This is a genomic window from Nonomuraea sp. NPDC054003, from assembly GCF_055585125.1.
Genome location: NZ_JBVJKR010000024.1, coordinates 40,050 through 61,484, shown reverse-complemented (window position 1 = coordinate 61,484; position 21,435 = coordinate 40,050). Strand labels below are relative to the sequence as shown.

General features: G+C 67.3%; 15 protein-coding genes. 6 read left to right on the top strand and 9 right to left on the bottom strand.

Annotation, left to right across the window (positions count from 1 at the left end; genetic code table 11):
* The first annotated feature begins 116 nt into the window (after positions 1 to 116).
* Positions 117 to 3,017 carry an AfsR/SARP family transcriptional regulator gene (locus ACZ6YG_RS41635; protein WP_466020984.1) on the top strand — a complete coding sequence of 967 codons (2,901 nt, stop codon included), beginning with the start codon at positions 117 to 119 and terminating at the stop codon, positions 3,015 to 3,017.
* Between the two features lie 200 nt (positions 3,018 to 3,217).
* Here the strand turns inward: ACZ6YG_RS41635 and ACZ6YG_RS41630 are convergent, their stop codons facing one another.
* From ACZ6YG_RS41630 to ACZ6YG_RS41610, 5 genes are all read right to left on the bottom strand, one after another.
* Entirely contained in the window at positions 3,218 to 4,717 is a 1,500-nt protein-coding gene (locus tag ACZ6YG_RS41630; protein WP_466020983.1) for a trypsin-like serine peptidase, read from the bottom strand.
* Positions 4,718 to 4,912: 195 nt separating this feature from the next.
* Positions 4,913 to 6,421 carry a trypsin-like serine peptidase gene (locus ACZ6YG_RS41625; RefSeq protein ID WP_466020982.1) on the bottom strand — a complete coding sequence of 503 codons (1,509 nt, stop codon included), beginning with the start codon at positions 6,419 to 6,421 and terminating at the stop codon, positions 4,913 to 4,915.
* 442 nt (positions 6,422 to 6,863) lie between these two features.
* Positions 6,864 to 8,372: a trypsin-like serine peptidase gene (locus ACZ6YG_RS41620; protein ID WP_466020981.1), complete on the bottom strand. Its 1,509-nt coding sequence runs from the start codon at positions 8,370 to 8,372 to the stop codon at positions 6,864 to 6,866.
* Positions 8,373 to 8,841: 469 nt separating this feature from the next.
* Complete coding sequence (locus ACZ6YG_RS41615) at positions 8,842 to 10,005, bottom strand: trypsin-like serine peptidase (protein ID WP_148029359.1); 1,164 nt, start codon at positions 10,003 to 10,005, stop codon at positions 8,842 to 8,844.
* Between the two features lie 203 nt (positions 10,006 to 10,208).
* Positions 10,209 to 11,288 (bottom strand): trypsin-like serine peptidase, encoded by a 1,080-nt coding sequence (locus ACZ6YG_RS41610; RefSeq protein WP_466020980.1) that lies wholly within the window; start codon positions 11,286 to 11,288, stop codon positions 10,209 to 10,211.
* A 349-nt stretch (positions 11,289 to 11,637) separates the two neighbouring features.
* Between ACZ6YG_RS41610 and ACZ6YG_RS41605 the strand changes: the two genes are divergently transcribed.
* From ACZ6YG_RS41605 to ACZ6YG_RS41585, 5 genes are all read left to right on the top strand, one after another.
* Complete coding sequence (locus ACZ6YG_RS41605; protein WP_466020979.1) at positions 11,638 to 13,077, top strand: acetyl-CoA synthetase; 1,440 nt, start codon at positions 11,638 to 11,640, stop codon at positions 13,075 to 13,077.
* A gap of 99 nt (positions 13,078 to 13,176) precedes the next feature.
* Positions 13,177 to 13,455: a hypothetical protein gene (locus tag ACZ6YG_RS41600; RefSeq protein ID WP_364236996.1), complete on the top strand. Its 279-nt coding sequence runs from the start codon at positions 13,177 to 13,179 to the stop codon at positions 13,453 to 13,455.
* A complete protein-coding gene (locus ACZ6YG_RS41595; RefSeq protein WP_364236994.1) occupies positions 13,442 to 13,870 on the top strand; it encodes a type II toxin-antitoxin system VapC family toxin in 429 nt (142 codons plus the stop codon). Before ACZ6YG_RS41600 ends, ACZ6YG_RS41595 begins: the two co-directional genes overlap by 14 nt.
* Before the next feature lie 35 nt (positions 13,871 to 13,905).
* Positions 13,906 to 14,793 (top strand): hypothetical protein, encoded by an 888-nt coding sequence (locus ACZ6YG_RS41590; RefSeq protein WP_466020978.1) that lies wholly within the window; start codon positions 13,906 to 13,908, stop codon positions 14,791 to 14,793.
* Between the two features lie 9 nt (positions 14,794 to 14,802).
* Positions 14,803 to 15,759 carry a zinc-binding dehydrogenase gene (locus ACZ6YG_RS41585; protein WP_466020977.1) on the top strand — a complete coding sequence of 319 codons (957 nt, stop codon included), beginning with the start codon at positions 14,803 to 14,805 and terminating at the stop codon, positions 15,757 to 15,759.
* Positions 15,760 to 15,812: 53 nt separating this feature from the next.
* On the opposite strand, the gene ACZ6YG_RS41580 is transcribed toward ACZ6YG_RS41585, so the two are convergent.
* The 4 genes from ACZ6YG_RS41580 to ACZ6YG_RS41565 form a co-directional block, all read right to left on the bottom strand.
* On the bottom strand, positions 15,813 to 16,553 hold the full coding sequence (locus ACZ6YG_RS41580; protein WP_397198836.1) for a PadR family transcriptional regulator: 741 nt from the start codon (positions 16,551 to 16,553) through the stop codon (positions 15,813 to 15,815).
* Positions 16,550 to 17,353 (bottom strand): DUF4097 family beta strand repeat-containing protein, encoded by an 804-nt coding sequence (locus tag ACZ6YG_RS41575; RefSeq protein WP_466020976.1) that lies wholly within the window; start codon positions 17,351 to 17,353, stop codon positions 16,550 to 16,552. Before ACZ6YG_RS41575 ends, ACZ6YG_RS41580 begins: the two co-directional genes overlap by 4 nt.
* Before the next feature lie 96 nt (positions 17,354 to 17,449).
* A complete protein-coding gene (locus ACZ6YG_RS41570; protein WP_187280957.1) occupies positions 17,450 to 17,626 on the bottom strand; it encodes a DUF6104 family protein in 177 nt (58 codons plus the stop codon).
* A 105-nt stretch (positions 17,627 to 17,731) separates the two neighbouring features.
* Entirely contained in the window at positions 17,732 to 21,400 is a 3,669-nt protein-coding gene (locus ACZ6YG_RS41565) for a multifunctional oxoglutarate decarboxylase/oxoglutarate dehydrogenase thiamine pyrophosphate-binding subunit/dihydrolipoyllysine-residue succinyltransferase subunit (RefSeq protein ID WP_271276595.1), read from the bottom strand.
* Positions 21,401 to 21,435 lie beyond the last annotated feature (35 nt).

Here is a 21,435-nt window from a genome sequence, read left to right as displayed (position 1 = left end):
AGGCTCTCTCGACTCTGTCATGATCTTGTGTGTAAAAGTGTTATCGCCTGATGTGGGTGCCGAGACTGGGCGAATCACGGCCGGGAACACCATGACCGAGAAAGGGAGCCAAGTTGATGTTTCGCGTCCTGGGACCGGTGGAGGTCTGGCATGACCGGACCATGGTGCCGATCGTCGGCGAGAAACAGCGGACTCTCTTCGCGCTCCTCGTTCTGCGCGCGAACCAGGTGGTGCCGCACCACGAGTTGCTCTACGCGCTGTGGGGCGACCAGCCGCCGGCCGCGGGGCGCAGAGCACTGCACCATCACCTGTGGTCCCTGCGCCGCGTCCTCGCCGCCGGGGCGGCCCTGACCACCAGATCCGGAGGCTACGCGCTGAAAGTTCCGCCGCGTGGCTCAGACCTGGCGGTCTTCCTCGCTGAGGTTGCCGACGCGGACGCTGCCCGGGCTGAGGGAGACATGAGGAGGGCCACCGAACGACTGCGCGTCGCGCTGGACCTGTGGCGAGGGCCTGCGCTGGCGGGCACACGCCTCGAGTTCCAGAGACTGGAGGGCCGCGCGCTGGAGGAACTGCGCATGGCCGCCCTCACTGATCGCATCGAGGCGGACCTGGCCCTGGGGCGACACGTGGAACTGATTGGTGAGCTTCGGCAGCTCATCACCACGGCACCCTTACGCGAACGCTTCCGCGCTCAGCTCATGATCGCGTTACATCGCGACGGCCGGCGCGCGGACGCGCTGGAGGAGTACCGGCTGGCGCGCCAATGCCTCCGAGATGAGCTCGGGCTGGAGCCCGGTGATGCACTCCAGCGATTGCACGAGGAAATTCTTGCTGGTGACCCGGACACCGCGAAGCTTGCTGATCCGGTACGGCAGCGGGAGACGCAACTGCGGCTGGACATTGTAGCCCGGCAGTTGCCAGCCGACACCGTACGCTTCACCGGCCGCGAGCGTCATCTCGCCACACTGGACACGCTCCTGTCCACACACGGTGGCAGCCTGCTGATCGCCGCTGTCACGGGCGCGGGCGGTGTCGGCAAAACCGCCTTGACCGTCCACTGGGGGCATAGCCGGGCCGCCTGCTTCCCCGACGGTCATCTGTACGTGAACCTGCACGGTTATTCAAGGAGCGCGCCAGTCACATCCGGCCAAGCGCTATGGCAGCTTCTCAGAGGGCTCGGCGTGCCGCAAACGCAGATCCCCGTGAACGTGGACGAACGCTCGGCCTTGTACCGCTCGACCGTCGCCGGTAAGCACATGCTCATCGTGTTGGACAACGCAGCCACCGCCGACCAGGTCCGCCCACTACTTCCCGGCTCGCCGACGAGCCGGGTGCTGATCACCAGCAGGGACACGCTGCGTGGACTCACCGTCACCCACGACGTCAAAGTCGTCACTCTCGACATGCTCCCTCCCGAGGAGGCGCAGACGCTTCTGCATAGCCTCCTGGACGGTGAACACGATCCAGCGTCGATCACGGAACTGGCCGCCCTATGTGGCTATCTGCCTCTCGCGCTGCGCCTAGCCGCCGCGCAGCTCCGCGACGCCGAGGTGACGGCGACCGACCTGGTGACCCGGCTCCGCACCGGCAACCGACTCGAAGCCCTCGACTTCGTGGAGGATCCCCACTCGGGGATACGCGCCGCCATCGCCACCTCCTACCGGACGCTGCCTGAACCTGTACGTACCACATTCCGCATCGCGAGCCTTCACCCAGGCCACGACCTCAGCCTCGACGCCCTTGCGGCCATGACCGACCAGAGTACGGAGACCACGCACCGTTGCCTGAAGGCGCTGGCCCGCGCCCACCTGGTGAACTGGACCGGGCAGAGAGTGAACATGCACGACCTCATCCGCGAGTACGCCAGGGAACTCGCCGAGGACGAAGGCGAGCAGTCGAAGGTATGGGAACGGCTGCTCGGATGGCACGTGCATGCGGCGCGAGCTGCAATGGCCCACGTCGATCCCGACGCCATGCTCCTGACCCCGACCGTTCCGCGCCCCGCGCATGGGGGGAAGGAGTTCGCCAACCGGGAGAGCGCAATGGCCTGGCTCAATAGCGAGCATGACAACACCGTCATGCTGGTGGTGCACGCAGCCCGGCACGGCTGGCCGGTGCACGCCTGGCAGCTCGCTTACATCACCGCGTACTACTGCTACGTGGCTCGGCACATCGATGACTGGATCACCACGCATCGCGTCGCGCTGGAGGTCGTCCGGAAGCTAGGCGACCGGGGCGGGGAAGTGAAGATCCTAACCGCCCTGGGCCATGCCCTCATGGAATCCAACGAGTATGCCGCCTTCCTGGACTGCCAACGAAGAGCGGTGGAACTCGCCGTGGCCACGGGCGACAAGCGCCTGCAGGCCGAGGCATTGAACTACGTGGCGTTCGGGCTATTCAGAACCGGCGACCTGACCGCTGCCCTCATCAGCAATGATGAGGCACTGGAGCTGTACCGCGAGAGAAATGACAGAGCCGGAGAGATGGCCACCGTCTATTTGGCCGGCCAGATCAACCTCCGTCTGGGCAAGACACACCAGGCGATGGAGCACCTCAATCAGATTCTGGCGTGGGTCCGCCAGAAAGACCGTCGGCACGATGAGACGTACGTCTTGTTCGAGATGGCCACGGCCCACCTTGACCTGCGGCAGTTACGAGCGGCGCGGGAGTCCGTAGATCTGGCCCTGACAATTGCTCGCGACCTCGGTGACATGGCGTTGGAGACACTCGCGCTGTACCACCTTGGGCAGGTCCTCCTGCAACAGGGGACGCCCATGGACGCGCTCCGAGTGCAACAGGAGGCTCTGGCACATGCTCGGGAACTGCCGGAGCGGTTGACCGAATGCAAAGTGCTCAATGGGCTCGGGCGTGCATACGAAGCGTGCGGGGATCCTGAGAAGGCCTCGGAACACTTCGGTGCGGCGCTGCAGATCGCGACGCGGATCGACGACCCGTATCAGCTGACGGACGCCCGCGCCGGGCTCGCCGCCTTGTCCTCCAAGGCTGGTCCGGCCTAACTGACAACGACGCATAACCGCTAGCTGAGGCCAAGGTGATTCCGTTGGACGGCAGTCTGATGGGCGAGCCTATGCGACTGCTTGGGCAGGGAGGTCGCTACTCCGGCAGCCTCAACCTGCTCTCCACCGCTACTGCACTGAAGGTCACTGACCGCAACCACCGGTTACGGGGCAGAGTCAGTGACCTTCAGTGCCCTTGACTACTGCAGGAGCTCGCCGTTCGGGCCGACGATCGACTTCGTCTGGGCGTAGTTCGCCTTGTTGTAGACGTCCGCCGTCTCGCCGTCGAAGTAGGCCGAGCTGATGTGGTCGACCCGGTCGTTGCCGTCGTTGTCGTAGAACACGCTGGTCACGCCGTTGACGTAGCCGGTGCGCTTGGAGTTGTTCCACTTGATGAGCCACGGGCCGCCGTCGGCGCCCGGGGTCATCGAGCACTTGAGCACCTGGTGGGTCTCCACCTTGAACATGTTCGCCTGGATGGTCTTGGTGCCCGTCTTGCCGTAGCAGTACTTCGGCGTCACGCCGGTGAACGGCTTGTCGCCGTCGGGGTGCGGGGCGGCCGGGTAGCCGAAGACCATCGTCTGCTGGTTCATCGGCTGGTTCCAGGCGAAGCCCTGGCCGCCGACGACGTCACCGAGGCGGCCGGTGTCCTTGGCGATGCCGACGTAGAAGACCGTCTTGAAGTAGTCGGTCTTGGACGTCTCCTTGACCCAGTACTTCAGGAAGTAGTGGGTGATGGTGAAGTTGCCAGCCTTGTCGATCTTGCGGTAGCCGGGGCCCTTGTAGGCCCAGTACTCCGACTTGGTGACCTGGTTGGTGACGGTCTTATCCGGAGCCTGCGTGCCGTTGCCGGTGCCCTTGGAGGCCTTGTCGAAGGCCTCCTTGTCGACCTCCTTGTAGGCCAGTTTCTTGGCACCCTTGTAGTCGGGACCGACGATGTCGCTGGTCATGCTGAGCTTGGCCCAGCAGCCGTGGCTCTCACCACCGTTGAGGTCGACACACTTCTTGTACTCGGCCTCGTCGATGGGAACGTCCTTGGCCCACTTGTCCCCGACCCATTTGTCGTAGTCGGCCTTACTGACCTGCTTCTCGCCGGCCAGCGCGAAGCCGTTGTGTACGGCCACGAACGCGTAGTCGCCGTCGTAGTCGTCGTAGGTGTCGAGGTCGTAGGTCGTGAAGGCGTAGGCGCCCACGTAGACACCGAACTTAGCCGTGCCCTGGTAGTAGCCGGGGACGAAGACCCACTTGGCGAAGACGTCCTGGCCGCTCTCGTACACGCAATGGCCGGCGGTGGCTACGAGGTTGCGGTGGCGGGACTGGATCGAGGTGGCCGAGCACCAGCGGTGCTTGCCGGCCTTGTCGATGAAGAAGACCTTGCCGATGGTCTTCGGCAGGTTGACGTTCTTGGTCTTGCCGCCCGAGCCGGTCGTCGAAGGAGCCGTGGCGCCCGGCTTGCCGTCGTCGGGAGTGGTGCCGCCCTTACGAACGATCTTGTCGACCTTCTTGGCGTCCCAGTGGTACTGGGTGGCCTTATTGAGGGCCGCGCCGTTGGCGTCGAGCCAGAAGGAGGCGGCGCCGTAGGCGTCCTTCGCTTGGGGTGTCAGAGGGTCCTTGACCCAGTGGGGGGCGGCTTGGGCCGGTATAGCCAGAGCGGTAAGGCCCAGGCTGGCGGCTGCGAGGGGGATGAGCAGGCGCTTCACGGGATGGCTCCACAAATCTATCTGTAAGGGGTGTTACGACCCTATCGACACTCCTGTCCCTCTGGTCACAAACAATCAGGGATCTTGTCAGAAATGTCATCAGAAATGGCCGAAGGGCCTGGCGCGAGCCAGGCCCTTCGGGTGAAGCAGATGGAACCGGGGTTTGGACCCCCGACTCCGGGAGATCAACCCGACTTACTTGGGCATCGGGGTGATCTGGCCCGACCAGACGTTCTTCGCGGCGTTGTAGACCGCAGCGGTCTCACCGTCGAAGTACGGGCTGGAGATGTGGTCCCAGCGGTCGTTGCCATCGGCGTCGTACAGCAGGCTGGTGACACCGTTGACGTAGCCGAGACGCTTGGCGTTGCTGTACTTGAAGAGCCACGGGCCACCGTCGTAGCCGCCGGTGACGGCGCACTTCAGGGACACGTGCTCCTCGACCTTGTACTTCGCGGCCTGAGTCGTCTTGGCGCCGGTCTTGCCGTAGCACCACTTCGGCGTCTTGCCGGTGTAGGGCTTGCTGCCGTCGGGGTGCTTGCCGTACGGGTAACCGAAGGTGCGGACGTACTTGCCGGTCGGCTGGTTCCACGCGAAGCCCTGGCCGCCGACGACGTCGCCGAGGCGACCGGCGTCCTTGACCTGGTGCACCACGATGTAGAACGCGGCCTTGAAGTAGCCCTTGACGGACTCCTTCTTCACCCAGTGCTTGATGTAGTAGTGGGTGATGGTGTAGTTGCCGGCACCGTCGATCTTCCGGTAGCCCGGACCCTTGTAGTCCCAGTACTGCGACTTGGTGACGTTCTTGGTCCAGACCGATGCCTTGCTGCCGTTGCCGTTGCCACCAGGAGCGGCAGTCCACTCCTCCTTGGAGACCTCGGTGTAGGCCTTCACGGCGCCCGGGTAGTTCGGGCCGACGTGGTCGACCTTCTCAGCGGTCTTGGCGTAGCAGTCGGACGTCTCGCCACCGTTGAGGTCGACGCACTTCTTGTACTCGGCCTCGGTGATCGAGGTTTCCTTGACGCCCTTCTCACCCTTGTAGGCGTCGAACTCGGCCTTGGAAACGCTCTTCGGCGTGTTGAGGACCCCACCGATGCCGTTGTAAACGGTGACGAACGCGTAGTCGCGGTCGAAGTCCTCGTAGACGTCGAAGTCGTAGTGGGTGAAGGCCTGCTTGCCCACGTACACGCCGTAAGGCGTCTTGCCCTCGTAGTAGCCCGGGACGAAGACCCAGCGCGACACAACCTCGGCGTTGCCGGACACGTCGTAGACGCAGTGACCAGCGGTCGCAACCAGGTTGCGGTAGTTCGACTGGATCGAGGTGCCGGAGCACCAGTACAGGTTGCCGTCGCGACCCTCGAAGAAGACCTTGCCGATGGTCTTCGGCAGGTTCACGTTCTGGGTCTTGACAGCGGACTTCTTCTCCTCGCCGATGGGCGCGGTGGAGCCAGGCTTGCCGTCAGGCGAATAACCGCCCTTGGACACGACCTTCGTGACGTCCTTGCTGTCCCAGTGGTAGGCCGAGGCCTGCTTCAGGGCAGCGTTGTTGGACTTGGTCCAGAAGTCGAGGATCTCAGCGGCCTTGGCCTGGCTGGCCAGGACCTCGTCGGTGATCTTCGCGTCGGCCTGAGCGGTACCGGCCAGGCCGGCAGCCAGGAGACCAGTGGCCAGAACGGCGCCACCGGCCGGAAGGAGGATGCGCTTCAAGGTAACTCCTTGCGCTGTCGTGGAACGCCTCTTGCGTCCCATGCGTCAGTAAAGGGATAGCCAGGAAGATACAGTGTCGATCTTGCTAACAGGAAGCCGCTTTGAATGAAAAAGAGGCGACATGTCGGGCGTGATCGATCTGTGATGTTTGAGACGCTTCAGCGCAGGAGCCGGGGGAAGGTCGCCGGCCGGGCGTTCCCGCAGATCAGCATAAGGATGTTGTTAGTGTGACTGGCGAGAGCGGTGCGGCCCTTCCGCGGCGCCCCTCTCGCTGATGTGATGCACATCACAATGGGTTCATGGCACCATCCGCGTCTCCCGTGCGTCCAAGCGCCCGCACTTTCCGGGCCCAGGAACGCCGAAAGGCCCGGCTGGTGTGCCGGGCCCTTCGGGTCTCACAGGTGACGATCCCTCAAGGGGTGACCGTCAGTGGCGTCGCAAATTAGATGATCTTGCCGGACCACACGTTGGCGGCGGCCTTGTACACCGTGTTGGTCTCGCCGTCGAAGTACGGCGACGAGATGTAGTCGACGCGCTTGTTGCCGTCCTGGTCGTTGAAGGTGCTGGTGACACCGTTCACGTAGCCGAGACGCTTGGCGTTGCTGTACTTGAAGAGCCACGGGCCACCGTCGGCGCCCTCGGTCATCGCGCACTTGAGCGCGACGTGCTCCTGGATCTTCTTGGCCGCGTCACCCACCAGCTTCTTCGTGGTCTTGCCGTAGCACCACTTCGGAGTAACGCCGGTGTAGTTCTTGTGGCCATCGGGGTGCGCCGCGGCCGGGTAGCCGAAGACGCGCACGTACTTGCCGGTCGGCTGGTTCCAGGCGAAGCCCTGGCCGCCGACGTTGTCGCCCAGGCGGCCGGCGTCCTTCGCGAAGCCCTCGAGGATGTAGAAGACGGTCTTGTAGTAGCCCTTGACCGCGTCTTCCTTCACGAAGTACTTCACGAAGTAGTGCGTGATGGTGAAGTTGCCGGCCTTGTCGATCTTCCGGTAACCCGGGCCCTTGTAGTTCCAGTACTCCGTCTTGGTCACGTTCTCGGTGACCGTCTTGGTCGGAGCCTTGGCACCGTTCTTGTGCCCGGAGGGAGCCTTGTCGTATTCCTCCTTGGACACTTCCTTGAGGGCCATGACCGCCTTGGGGTGGTCGGGGCCGACGAGGTCGACGTTCTTGGAGACCTTGGCCCAGCAGTCAGGAGTTTCGCCACCATTGAGGTCGACGCACTTCTGGTACTCGGCCTCGGTGATGGCGACGTCCTTGGCCTCCTTGATGCCCTGGTACTTGTCCCACTCGGACTTGGCCACCTGCTTCGGCTTGGCCTCACCCAGCTTGACGCCGTTGTAGACGGTGACGAACGCGTAGTCGCGGTCGAAGTCCTCGTAGACGTCGAAGTCGTAGTGGGTGAACGCCTGCTTGCCGACGTAGATGCCGAACGGGGACTTGCCCTGGTAGTAACCGGGGACGAAGACCCACTTGTCCATGACGTCCGAGTTGGCCTTGACGTCGTAGACACAGTGGCCGGCGGTGACGACGAGGTTGCGGTACTTCGACTGGATCGAAGTAGCCGAGCACCACTTCTTCTCGCCCTTGCCGTTGACGAAGAACACCTTGCCGATGGTCTTCGGCATGTTGACGTTCTGCACCTTGGCGGACGTCTTCTTCTCTTGGCCGATCGGGGCGGTGGAGCCCGCCTTGGTGTCGGCGCTGTAGCCGCCCTTGCTCTGCAGCTTGGTGACGTCCGTCTTGTCCCAGACGTTGGACTCCTTGGCGGCCTTCAGAGCAGCGCCGTTGTTGTCCGCCCAGAACGAGGCGATGGCCTTGGCCGCGGCGGCGTTCTTCGCCATCGCGTCCGTGGCGACGTCGTTGTTGGCCTGAGCCGTACCGGCCAGACCGGCGGCCAGGAGACCGGTGGCCAGAACGGCACCACCGGCGGGGATGAGGATGCGCTTCAAGGGAACTGCTCCTTGGTCTGTCGTGGGCCGCAACTTGCGCCCCATGCGTCAGTAAAGGGATAGCAAGGAACATAGCGCGGTGATCTCCGCAGGTGGAAGCCGAATCGACGGGTCCGGCATGGACCCGGATCGCCGTGACCATTCCGTGACCTGTCAGAGATGTTCGCCGTACGTGATCGGGTCGGTACGTTTTCGCAGGGTATGTAGGGGGTGTGAAGATTGGGACGAAAGTTCCGTTAGCATCGCCTCACGGGCTGTAGTCAGGGAAATGTGATTCAGATCACAGGAACCGAATGGAACCTATCCTCCGTCTAAGTAGCCAGTCTTCTGCCAGGGAACGTTCAGGTTCCGGGGAATCCATGATCGTCTGGGCTGTTTTGTCCCGTCTGGGCCTTGCGCTGACACCTAGCCTCCGTGGGCACGAAAAAGGGCCCGGCGGGTGGCCGGGCCCTTCACGAAGCGGACTGGGTCAGCGGTAGAGCTCGCCGTTGGGGCCGACGATCTTGCCCGACCACACGTTCCTGGCCGCGTTGTACACCGCGGCCGTCTCGCCGTCGAAGTACGGCGACGTGATGTAGTCGATCCGGTCGTTCCCGTCCTGGTCGGCGAAGGTGCTGGTCACACCGTTGACGTAACCCACCCGCTTGGCGTTGCTGTACTGGGTGAGCCACGGCCCGCCGTCGTAGCCGGGGGTCACGGCGCACTTGAGCCCGATGTGCTCATTGATCTTCAGCCAGGAGGCGCCGACGGCCTTGGCGGTGGTCCTGCCGTAGCAGTGCTTCGGGGTGACGCCGCTGTACGGCCTGCTGCCGTCCGGGTGCGGCGCGGCGGGGTAGCCGAAGGTGCGCACGGTGCGGTTGGCGGGCTGGTTCCACGCGAAGCCCTGGCCGCCCACGTTGTCGCCGAGCCGGCCGACGTCCCTGGACTTCAGGATGTAGCGCTGGCCGCCCCAGGACCGCTTGGGGCCGCTGAAGCGCTGGTAGTCGCGCCGGCTGACGCGCTCGGCCCCGGTGAACTGGATGCCGTTGTAGACCGTGACGAACGCGTAGTCGCGGTCGTAGTCCTCGTAGACGTCGAAGTCGTAGTGGGTGAAGGCCTGCTTGCCGACGTAGATGCCCCAGGGGGTCTTGCCCTGGTAGTAACCGGGCACGAAGACCCAGTTGTTCAGAAGGGCCTTGTTGCTCTCGGTGTCGTACACGCAGTGGCCGGCGGTGGCGACCAGGTTGCGGTAGTTCGACTGGATGGACGTGGCCGAGCACCAGCGGAACTTGCCGGAGCCGTCGACGAAGAACACCTTGCCGACCGTCTTGGGCAGGTTGACGTTCTGCGAGCCGCCCGCGGCCTTGTTGCCGCTGGTGGGGGCGGCGGTGCCGGGCCGGCCGTCAGGGCTGTAGCCGCCCTTGGAGACGACCTTCCTGACGTCCTTGGAATCCCAGGTGTAGGCGGTGGCGCGACGGAGGGCGGCGCCGTTCGAGGCGAACCAGAAGGACGCGACCGAGGCCGCCTGGCTGGTGTTCCTGGCCATGGGGTCGTTGGCGACGTCGCCGGCGGCCTGCGCGGTGCCGTTGAGGCCGGCGAGCAGCATGCCGGTCGCCACGGTGGCGCCGCCGACGGGGAGGAGGATTCGCTTCAAGGTAACTCCAGGCTTTGCCTTACGCTGGCGCGGCGCCTTGGTGCGCCCCGGATGCCAGCAAACGGACAGCCGGAACCGTACAGCGTCGATCCTGGTCACGCGGGTTCCCGCCGGGCGCGGCCGGCGCGTGGAACGCCGCCGTGACCGTACCGAGATCAATGTCTGGGCTGATCGCCCGGAGTGACCGAGCGGTAACTTGTTAACTAGATCACATTTGCCGGGGTCTTCTGCGCGGCGGCGTGCCGGTAGACGTCTCCGGCGGCGGCCGTGAGGTACGGCGAGGACACCGCGTCGAACTCGCCCTTGGCGTCCCTGTTCCAGGTCAGGCTGTTGACGCCGATGAGATTGCCCAGGTTGTTGTGCAGGCCGGTGATCCACGGGCCGCCGCTGGCGCCCTTGCTGAAGTTGCAGGGGTGGAGCTGCACGCCGTGGTCGAGGTCGAGGCTGGGGGCGACGGCCTTGCGGGTGCCGCCCACGCAGCTCTTCAGCGTCTGGCCGTTGAAGGGCCTGCTGCCGTCGGGCTGCGGGCCGGCGGGGTAGCCGAAGGCGTGCACCTGGGCGAGCGGCGGCTTCTTGGCCAGCTCCAGGCCGAGCCCGCCGACGTTGTCCTGCAGCCGGCCGACGTCCTTGGCCACGTAGGTGTTGCCCTGCTTGACCCAGGTGAAGCCGCGGTGGACCGTGACGAACGCGTAGTCGAAGTCGTAGTCGTTCTTGCCGGCCCAGTCTTCGTGCATGCTGATCGAGGAGCCCACGTAGATGCCGTGCGGCGTGGTGCCGTCGGCGCCCGGCTCCGGGACGAAGATCCAGGAATCGGCCTCTTTGCCCTGGCGTGCGTCGTAGGCGCAGTGTGCGGCGGTGGCGACCACGCTGTGGTTGCCGGCCGCCACGGCGGCGGCCGAGCACCAGTACTCCTTGGCGCCGAGCCGGAAGAAGACCTTGCCGGTCGTGCTGGCCCGGCCCGTCTTCGGCGCCACGGCGTTGACCGGGCCGGCCGCCTTGCGCAGGGCGGTGATCCGCTGGCTGGTCACCGTGCCGCCGCCCGCGGTGCCGGACTTCGGCGAGCCGTTCGAGGTGGGGGCGGCGGGGGTGTAGCTGTCGGCCTTCTTGAGCTTCTCGGGCTTCCAGTAGTCGGCGACCTTCTGCACGTCCGCCTTCGTCTTGGCGAGTGAGACGTGGAAGACGTGGCTCGCCGCGGCGGCGTTCGCGCTCCCGGTGAACGCGGGCAGCATCAGCAGCGCGCCGCTGACGGCGGCGGCTAGCAGGTGCCTGGCCCGGGAGATCATGAAAGTGCCTTTCTGAGGTTGTAACGGTGGATTTTTCCAGATCAACTGGGGCTATTGCAGCTCGGATGGAGATTCGTTATCTGAGCAAGCGTGACTTGCGTCGCATAAGAACCATGTCAAGCGTGCTGGAACGTGCCTATAAACGATCTTCATTGTATGACGTCATCCCAGCTAGACGCCGGATTTGCGAGGCCAATTCGCGATGGTCGACGGTCAAATGGTGGAAGGTCACGTTCGCGCGGAAGATGTTCTTCCCGGCGTGGCGGATTCGATGATCACTCGGCCCGGCCTCCGGTGCTGGTCGAAACCGTTCCTTATCAACCGAATCTTGTTCTGGTTGGATGGGGGCATGGATCCACGCACCCCCTGCCTCATCGGCGCGGCCCAGCGCACCGTCCGCGAGCAGCCCGGCCCTGAACCGCTCGACCTGTGGGAGGAGACGGCGCGGGCCGCCGCGGCCCAGGCGCGGCTCCCGGTGGAACGCCTCGAATCGATCCAGATCGTCCACACGGACTCCTGGCAGTACGACACGCCCACCGGACGGCTCGCCGAGCGGCTCGGCGCCACTCCGGGGCACACCGCGTACTCGAAGGTCAGCGGCACCGCTCCGCAGACGCTCATCGGCGAGGCGGCGGCCCGGATCGCGGCCGGCGAGCTCGACTCCGCGCTGATCACCGGAGCCGAGGCCCTGGCCACCCGCCGGGCGTACCGGCTGGCGGGCGAGCACGCGCCGTGGAGCCACGCCGCCGACCCGAGGCCGCCGTACGCCTGGGAACGGCCGCCGCACCCCAGCGAGCTGGCGCACGAGCTCTTCCTGCCCGTGCACACGTACCCGATCATGGAAACCGCCCGCCGCGCCGCCCTCGGCCACACGATCGAGCAGGAGATGCTCGACCGGGGCCGCATGATGGCGCCGATGACGCGGGTGGCCGCCGCCAACCCGCACGCCTGGCGGCGCACCCCGCGCACCCCCGAAGAGCTGATCGACGGCAACCGGTTCGTCGGCTGGCCGTACAACCGGAGCACCGTGGCCGTGATCGAGGTCGACCAGGCGGCGGCGGTCGTGCTGGCCAGCACCGCGCTCGCCGACCGCCTCGGGGTGCGCTCCGACCAGCGCGTCCACCTGCGCGGCTGGGCCTACGCCGAGGACACGTGGGAGGTGGCCGCCCGGCCTGCGCTCGGCGCCTCGCAGGCCGTCGGCAGGGCCGCCGAGTCCGCGTTCGCCAGGGCCGGGCTCACCCTGGACGACATGCGCGCGCTCGACGTCTACAGCTGCTTCGCCATCGCGCTCCGTCAGGCCTGCGACGCGATCAAGCTCGACCCGATGGACCCGCGCGGCCTCACCGTCACCGGCGGCCTGCCGTACGCGGGCGGCCCGGCCAGCGACTACGTGCTGCACTCCACCGTCACCATGGCCGGCCTGCTGCGCGCCGGCGGCGGCCACGGGCTCGTCACCGGGGTCGGCATGCACCTCACCAAGCACACCTACGCGATCTGGTCCACGGAGCCGGGCGGTGTCCTGGGCGGGCCGGAGCCGGTCTTCACCGCCGAGCCGGTGCCGATCGCGGACTCGTACGAGGGACCGGCGGTCGTGGCGGGATACACGGTCGCGCACGACAAGGACGGCGTGCCGTGGCGGGGCATCCTGGTCGCCGACCTGCCGTCGGGGGCGCGGGCGTACGCGCACGTGACCAGGGAGGAGCTGATGGCGGACGCCGTGTCGCGGGAGCTGGTGGGGCAGCGGGTCGAGCTGACGACGGACGGCAAGGTCAATGTGGCGAGTTGGTGAGGTGGCAAAGATGGTGCAAAGATTGTGACCGCTCGACTACGCTTCGCTATTGACATTTAAATGTCACTGGCGGACGCTGGAGTCATGCGGAGGACCACGGTGCGCATCGACGAGACACTCCTCAACGAGGCGAAGGCGTACGCGGCCAGAAACGGACGCAGTCTCAACTCAGTGATGGAGGACGCCTTGCGTCAACTACTCAACCGTTCCACCGGCGTGGCCGATCGGCCGCGCGTGGAGCTGATCACTTCGGACGCGGAGCCCGGCTACCAGCCGTGGGTGCAGGTGCGGCTCGACGCCGGCGAGAAGCTGGAGCACATCGTCTTCGAGCCCGACGACGCGGAGATGCTGGAGGCGTTGCGCGATGCTGCTTCTTGACATCAACGTCCTCGTCAACGCCTTCCGCGCCGAAGCCGTGGAGCACAAGCGCTACACCGCCTTCCTCGACGATCTGATCAATGGTGACTCGAGCTATGCCGTGAGCGACTTCGTCGTCAACGGCTTCATCCGCATCGTGACCAACCGGAAGGTCTACCTCACCCCGGATCCGCTCGACCGGGCACTGGCGTTCGCGCAGGCCTACCGCAACCAGCCCCAAGCGGTGCTGGTCGCCCCGGAGGCCCGGCACTGGGAGATCTTCACCCGCTTGTGCCGTCAGGCGGGTGTGGCCGGCAAGCTCGCGCCCGACGCGTATCTCGCCGCGCTCGCCATTGAGCACGGATGCGAATTCGTGACCTGTGACCGGGATTTCGCCAAGTTCGAGGGGTTGCGCTGGCGGTCGCCGCTCAACTGAACTGAAGGCAGTACAACTCGCTAGCGAGGTCCGTCGTGGCCGATCAGTTCGATGTCATCGAAGCGGGCGAGCGCGACCGCCGCCGTCCGATCGGGCTGCTGGTCGTGCTCGCGCTCCTGGGCGCGTCCGTCGCCGGCCTGATCCTCAGCCGCGGGCCCGAACCCGCGCCCGAGCGGGAACCGCCCCGCGAGGCCGCCGCCCCCATCCGGTCGCTCACCCGCGTCGACAGCCGCCCCAACCTGCTGCATCCGGAAGCGGACGAGAAGAAGGGCACGGCGCGGATCGAGGTGACGTTCCCCGACGGCGTCCGGGCCACCGTGCGCTACCCCGCCGAGCTCCGCCTCGACCGGCTCGGCCTGCGACCGTTCCAGGGCGTGTGGGTCGACGACGAGTTCCGCCAGCTCACCGCCCCCTACAACGGCGAGCTGGAGATCACCCGAGGGGGCGAGCCGATCAGGTCGTTCGGCGACAACGTGACGCTCTGGCCGCGTCAGGCGGGCAGCGGCTCGTTCGGGCAGGTGCTGCTGTTCGCGTTCGGCCCGTGGCGGATGGCCATGTACGACCGCCCGCCCGGGCTGGGGTTCGACCAGCGGCTGGCGGTCGCGAGCGGGGTGCGCGGCCGGGTGACCGGTGACGGCCACCTGGTGCTGTCCGGCTCCGGGCGGGTGCGGCTGGCCGCGCCGGGCGACACCGAACGCGGCGAACCGGTGGGGCCGCAGCTCTGGTTCGGCGGCGGCGCGACCGACATGGTGGCGCTCATCCCCACCCCCGGCTGCAAGAAGGCGCGCGGCCTGCCCCGGGGCGTCCGGGGGCGCGGACACCCGGTCGCGGACGTGTGCCGCGACGGGATGCGCGTGGTCGCGATGGGCGACGACGCGTTCGTCGGCAAGGCGCTCGACGGCATCCGGATCAGCGTCAAGTAAGGTGCGGCCATGTTCGCCGTTACCGCCACACAGACCGATCCCGACAATCCTCTCGCCGGCCTGACCCTCGGTGAGCGCCCCGAGCCGAAGGTCCCCGACGGCTGGACGACCGTCTCGGTGCGGGCGGCCGCGCTCAACCACCACGACCTGTGGACGCTCAAGGGCGTCGGCATCAGGCAGGACCGGCTGCCGATCGTGCTCGGCTGCGACGCGGCCGGCGTCGACGAGGACGGCAACGAGGTCGTCGTGCACGCGGTGGTCGGCACGGGGGCCGACGAGACGCTCGATCCGAAGCGGTCGCTGCTGTCGGAGGTGTACGACGGCACGTTCGCCGAACGCGTGGCCGTGCCCCGCCGCAACCTCGTGCCCAAGCCGGCCGCGCTCTCCTTCGAGGAGGCCGCCTGTCTGCCGACCGCGTGGCTGACCGCGTACCGGATGCTGTTCGACAAGGCCGGGCTGGAGCCCGGCTCGACCGTGCTCGTGCAGGGGGCCGGCGGCGGCGTCGCCACCGCGCTCATCGCGCTCGGCCGGGCGGGTGGGTTCCGCGTGTGGGCAACCAGCCGCTCCGAGTCCAAGCGGGAACGGGCCCGTGAGCTCGGCGCCGACCAGGTCTTCGAGTCCGGCGCGCGGCTGCCCGAGCGGGTGGACGCCGTGATGGAGACGGTCGGCCAGGCCACCTGGGACCATTCGCTCAAGTCGCTCAGACCGGGCGGGCGGATCGTGGTCAGCGGCGCCACCAGCGGGGCGGTCCCGCCGGCCGACCTGAACCGGGTCTTCTTCCTGCAGCTCTCGGTGGTCGGCTCCACCATGGGGACCCGCGACCAGCTCCAGCGGCTGGGCGTCTTCCTGGAGCAGACCGGGGTCCGGCCGGTCGTCGACCGGACGATGCCGCTCGCCGAGGCCCGGAACGGGTTCGCGGCCATGCACGAGGGCGACGTCTTCGGCAAGATCGTCTTCACCGCCTGACCTCGGAGGGCGCCTGGTCCCGGGTGGCGGGGGACCAGGGGCCCTCCGGCGGATCATGACCGCAGCGTGTCACGCACCCGGGCGGACGTCTCGTCGAGCGTGCGCCGCAGGTCGTCGAGCTTCTCGCGGGTGATGCTGGACTCCGACGCCTCCTCGCGGACCTTCGCCACGAAGTCGGCGAGCGCCTCGCCCAACTCGTCGTCCAGCTCCGCCCGGCTCTCCGGCGCGCCGCCGACCGTGCGCCACACCTCGGTCCAGATGCGCCGCCACTCGCCGGCCAGCCGCTCGCTCTCGCCCTGCCAGTGCTGGGCGTGCTCGCTCCACTGGCGCTTCTGCTCCTCCTTGAGCCGGGTGAACTCCTGCTTCTGCCGCTCACGCGTACGGCGGATGTCGTCGCCGGTGCCGGTGCGCACGTCCCTGGCCATCCGCGTCAGCTCTTCGCGCAGCGACTTGACGGTGTCGCGGACGTCCTCCTTCACCTCCCGGGCGATGTCGCGTACCGAGGCCGAGATCTCCCGCTCCAGGTCGTCGAGCTCGTCGAGGCGGGCGTTCAGCTCCTCGCGGCCCTTGTCGGTGATGGAGAACACCTTCTTGCCGTCGGCCACCTCGTGCGTGACCAGGCCTTCGGCCTCCAGGCGGGCCAGGCGCGGGTAGATGGTGCCGGGGGAGGGCGAGTAGACGCCGAGGAAACGGTCCTGCAGCAGCCGGATGACCTCGTACCCGTGTCGGGGGCTCTCCTCCAGCAGCTTGAGCAGGTAGAGCCGGAGCCGGCCGTGGCCGAAGACGGGACTCATTGCTTCTCCCTCTTGAGCAGCGTGACTTCGCCGGAGACGGTCGTCGCGGAAAGGGAGGCCATGCCGCCGCCCAGCCGGCCCGACATCGACCGGGCGCCGGGGCCGCCGGTCTGCGACACCTCCTCGAAGGCGCTGACCAGGCGGCCGGACGTCGACCTGATCGTGACGTCCGTCGCCGCGTTCTCGGGCAGCCGGACCAGAATGGAGCCGGAGACCGTGTTCAGCGTGACGTAGCCGGTCGGCTTGAGCGCGAGGTCGGCGGTGATGCGGCCGGAGACGGTGTTGGCGCGCAGCCTGCGCGGCAGGCCGTCGGCGACGGTCAGGTCGCCGGAGACGCTCTTGAACGACAGATCGCCCTCCATCGCCCGGCTCTCCACCGCGCCCGAGGCGGTGGTGGCGCTCACCTCACCGCTCACGCCGTCGAGCACGATCTCGCCGGACACGCTCTTGACCTGCGTCGACGCCTCGAACCCGGCCACCACGGCGGACGCCGACACGACTCCGGCGTTGACCGCGCAGCGGCGCGGCACGGTGAGCGTCGCGACGGTCCTGCGCCGGTCGCGGCGCAGCCAGCCGAGCATCCCGTCCCAGGTCAGATCCTTGTACGTGACGCTCAGACGCCGGGTGTCCTCGTCGTAGGTGACCAGCAGCGGTGAGGCCGAGTCGAACTCGGTCACTTCGAGCGCCGGTGGACCGTCGCTGGCCAGCACGGCGAGCCTGCCCGCCACGATGCGCACGTCGAGGGCGTCAACGTGCCCGAACGTGAGCTGCTCTGGACTCTCGATGGTCCACTGCCGCATGATCCCGCCCTCTCTGGCGACGCATCTTGACAGTGAACACGATATGTCGCGTCCGCCGAAATCTCAAGATGTATCGCGTCTACGGGCGGGCGGGTGTCACTCGTCCTCGTCGTCGAGTCTGGCCAGCCAGGTGGCCAGACGCTCGACCGGTGTCTCGAACTCGGGGTTGAGATCGACGAACTCGCGCAGCCGCTCGCCGAGCCAGAGCAGGGTGACCTCCTCCTCGCCCCGGCGAGCGACCAGCTCCTCGATCCCCCGATCCGTGAAGTACATCGTGCTCCGTCTCCTCGACTCTCCAAGCGACCCGCACGTCCCGGCGGGGAGCGCGGCGAAAGCAGTCGGCCCCCGCCGGGGCGGGGGCCGACTCACGTGATCAGGTCAGCCGTAGACCTGGCGCAGGATCTCCTCCAGCTCCGCGTCGTGGGCGGCGTGCGAGCCGGCCGCGGGCGAGCTGTTGGCCGGACGGGAGACCCGCCGCAGGGGGCGGCCGCCCAGCAGTTGCGGGTCCTCGGCCAGCTTGAGCGACAGGTAGGGCCACGGGCCCATGTTGATCGGCTCGTCCTGCACCCAGAGCAGCTCAGCCTGCGGGCCGAACCGGGCCAGCTCGGCGTCGAGCTCCTCCTTCGGGTACGGGTAGAGCCGCTCCACGCGGACCAGCGCCACGTCGTCGCGGCCGTCGGCCTCCCGCTTGGCCAGCAGGTCGTAGTAGACCTTGCCGGAGCACAGGACCACCTTGGTGACCTTGCCCGGGTCGATCAGCGTCTCGCCGATGACCGGCTGGAAGGTGCCCGAGGTGAAGTCGGCGGCCTTCGAGGTGGCCCGCTTGTGGCGCAGCAGCCACTTCGGCGTGAAGATGACCAGCGGCTTGTGCCGGCCCGACTTCACCTGCCAGCGCAGCAGATGGAAGTGGTTGGCCGGGGTGGTCGGCTGCGCGACCGTCATGTTGTCGAGCGCGCAGACCTGGAGGAACCGCTCGATGCGGGCCGAGGAGTGGTCGGGACCCTGCCCCTCGTAGCCGTGCGGCAGCATGAGCACCACGCCCGAGCGCTGGCCCCACTTCTGCTCACCGGACGAGATGAACTCGTCGATGATCGTCTGGGCGCCGTTGACGAAGTCGCCGAACTGCGCCTCCCACAGCACCAGCGCGTCAGGGCGTACGACGCTGTAGCCGTACTCGAAGCCCAGCGCCGCGAACTCGCTCAGCAGCGAGTCGTAGACGTAGAACTTGGTCGTGCCCTGGTTGAACGCCTTGAGCGGGGTGTGCTCGGCGCCGGTCACGCGGTCGACCAGCACGGCGTGGCGCTGGGTGAACGTGCCGCGGCGGGAGTCCTGACCGACGAGGCGGACCGGGTGGCCGTCGATGAGCAGCGCGCCGAACGCCAGCGTCTCGCCCATGCTCCAGTCGATGGAGTCCTGCTCCACCATCTGGCCCCGGCGCTGCAGCACCGGCGCGAGGCGCGGGTGCACCGTGAAGCCCTCGGGCAGGCTGAGCTGGGTGTCGACGATGCGCTTGAGCGTCTCGTCGGTGATCGAGGTCGCCGTGTCGGCGTGGGACCACTTGACCACCTCGGTCGGCGGCACCCGCATCGCCCCCGCCTCCAGCGGCTTCTTCGCCGCCTCGCGGGTCTCGGTGAACGCCTGCTCCAGCTTGGCCTGGTAGTCGCGGAGAGCCGACTCGGCCTCCTCGACCGTGATGTCGCCCCGGCCGATCAGCGCCTCGGTGTAGAGCTTGCGGGTCGAGCGCTTGGCGTCGATGAGGTCGTACATCAGCGGCTGGGTGAAGGCCGGGTTGTCGCCCTCGTTGTGGCCGCGGCGGCGGTAGCAGATGAGGTCGATCACGACGTCCTTGCGGAACGCCCGGCGGTACTCGTAGGCCAGCTCGCCCACGCGGACCACGGCCTCGGGGTCGTCGCCGTTGACGTGGAAGATCGGCGCCTGGATCATCCGCGCCACGTCGGTCGCGTAGACCGAGGAGCGGGACGAGGCGGGCGAGGTGGTGAAGCCGACCTGGTTGTTGACCACGACGTGGACGGTGCCGCCGGTGCGGTAGCCGCGCAGCTGCGACAGGTTGAGCGTCTCGGCCACGACGCCCTGGCCGGCGAAGGCCGCGTCGCCGTGGACGAGCACCGGCAGGACCGTGAAGCCCTCCTCGCCGCGCTCCAGCAGGTCCTGCTTGGCGCGGACGACGCCCTCCAGGACCGGGTCGACCGCCTCCAGGTGGGACGGGTTGGCCACCACCGAGGTGGTGATGGTCTTGCCGCTCGGCGCGGTGAACTCGCCGGAGGCGCCCAGGTGGTACTTCACGTCACCGGAGCCGTGGGCGGTGCGGGGGTCGATGTTGCCCTCGAACTCGCCGAAGATCTGCCCGTAGGACTTGCCCACGATGTTGGCCAGCACGTTGAGCCGGCCCCGGTGAGCCATGCCGATGACGACCTCGTCGAGGCCCTCGTCGGCGGCGTCGCTGATCACCGAGTCGAGCAGCGGTATGAGGGACTCGCCGCCCTCCAGCGAGAAGCGCTTCTGGCCGACGTACTTGGTCTGCAGGAAGGTCTCGAACGCCTCGGCGGTGTTGAGCCGGCTCAGGATGTTGAGCTGCTCGTCACGGGCCGGGGAGGCGTGCGGCTTCTCCACCCGCGCCTGGATCCAGGCCCGCTCCTCGGGGTTCTGGATGTGCATGTACTCGATGCCGACGGTGCGGCAGTAGGAGTCGCGGAGCACGCCCAGGATCTCGCGGAGCCGCATCAGCGGGCGGCCGCCGAAACCGCCGGTGGCGAACTCGCGCTCCAGGTCCCACAGGGTGAGCCCGTGGGACTGGATGTCGAGGTCGGGGTGCTTGCGCTGCTTGTATTCCAGCGGGTCGGTCTCGGCCATGAGGTGACCGCGCACCCGGTAGGCGTGGATCAGCTCCAGCACCCGGGCGGACTTGGACACGTCGTCGTCGTGCGAGGCCGAGACGTCCTGGACCCAGCGGACCGGCTCGTACGGGATGCGCAGGGCTTCGAAGATCTCGTCGTAGAAGCCGTTCTCGCCGAGCAGCAGCTGGTGGATCGTGCGCAGGAAGTCGCCCGACTGGGCGCCCTGGATGATCCGGTGGTCGTAGGTGCTGGTCAGCGTGATGACCTTGGAGACGGCCAGGCGGGAGAGCGTCTCGGGGGAGGCGCCCTGGTATTCGGCGGGGTACTCCATCGCGCCCACGCCGATGATGGTGCCCTGGCCGGGCATCAGGCGGGGCACGGAGTGGACGGTGCCGATCGTGCCGGGGTTGGTCAGCGAGATCGAGGTGCCGGCGAAGTCGTCGACGCCGAGCTTGCCGGCGCGCGCCTTGCGGACGATCTCCTCGTAGGCCATCCAGAACTGCCGGAAGTCCATCTCCTCGGCCGCCTTGATCGACGGCACGAGCAGCTGGCGCTCGCCGTTGCTCTTCTGCACGTCGATGGCCAGGCCGAGGTTGACGTGCTCCGGCTTGACCAGCGTGGGCTTGCCGTCGACCTCGGTGTAGGAGTGGTTCATGTCCGGCATGGCCGCCAGCGCCCGGACCACGGCGAAGCCGATCAGGTGGGTGAAGGAGACCTTGCCGCCGCGACCCCGCTTGAGGTGATTGTTGATCACGATGCGGTTGTCGACCATCAGCTTGGCCGGGATGGCCCGGACGCTGGTGGCGGTCGGGATGGCCAGCGAGGCGTCCATGTTGACGGCCGTGCGCGCCGCGGCGCCGCGCAGCTTGACCTCCTCGGCGCCCTTGGGCACCGGGGCCGGCGGCTGCTTCGGCTTCACGGCGGCCGGCGCCGCCTTGGGTGGTGCCGCCTTGGGCGGCTCCTTCGCTGGTGCTGCGGGGGCGGGCGCGGGCGCGGTAGCCGTGCCGTTCGCCGCCTCCCTGGCCGGGGTGCGCCCCGGTCCGTAGTCAGGGTTGTAGTCAGCGAAGAAGTTCCACCAGGCCTTGTCTACAGACTCGGGGTCTTGGAGGTACTTCTGGTACAGCTCGTCGACAAGCCATTCATTCTGACCAAAGCTTGCCAGCGGGTTTGTCCGCGACGACTCAGACGACACGGCGGAAATCGCCCTCTTCCGCAGATCGGCGTTGA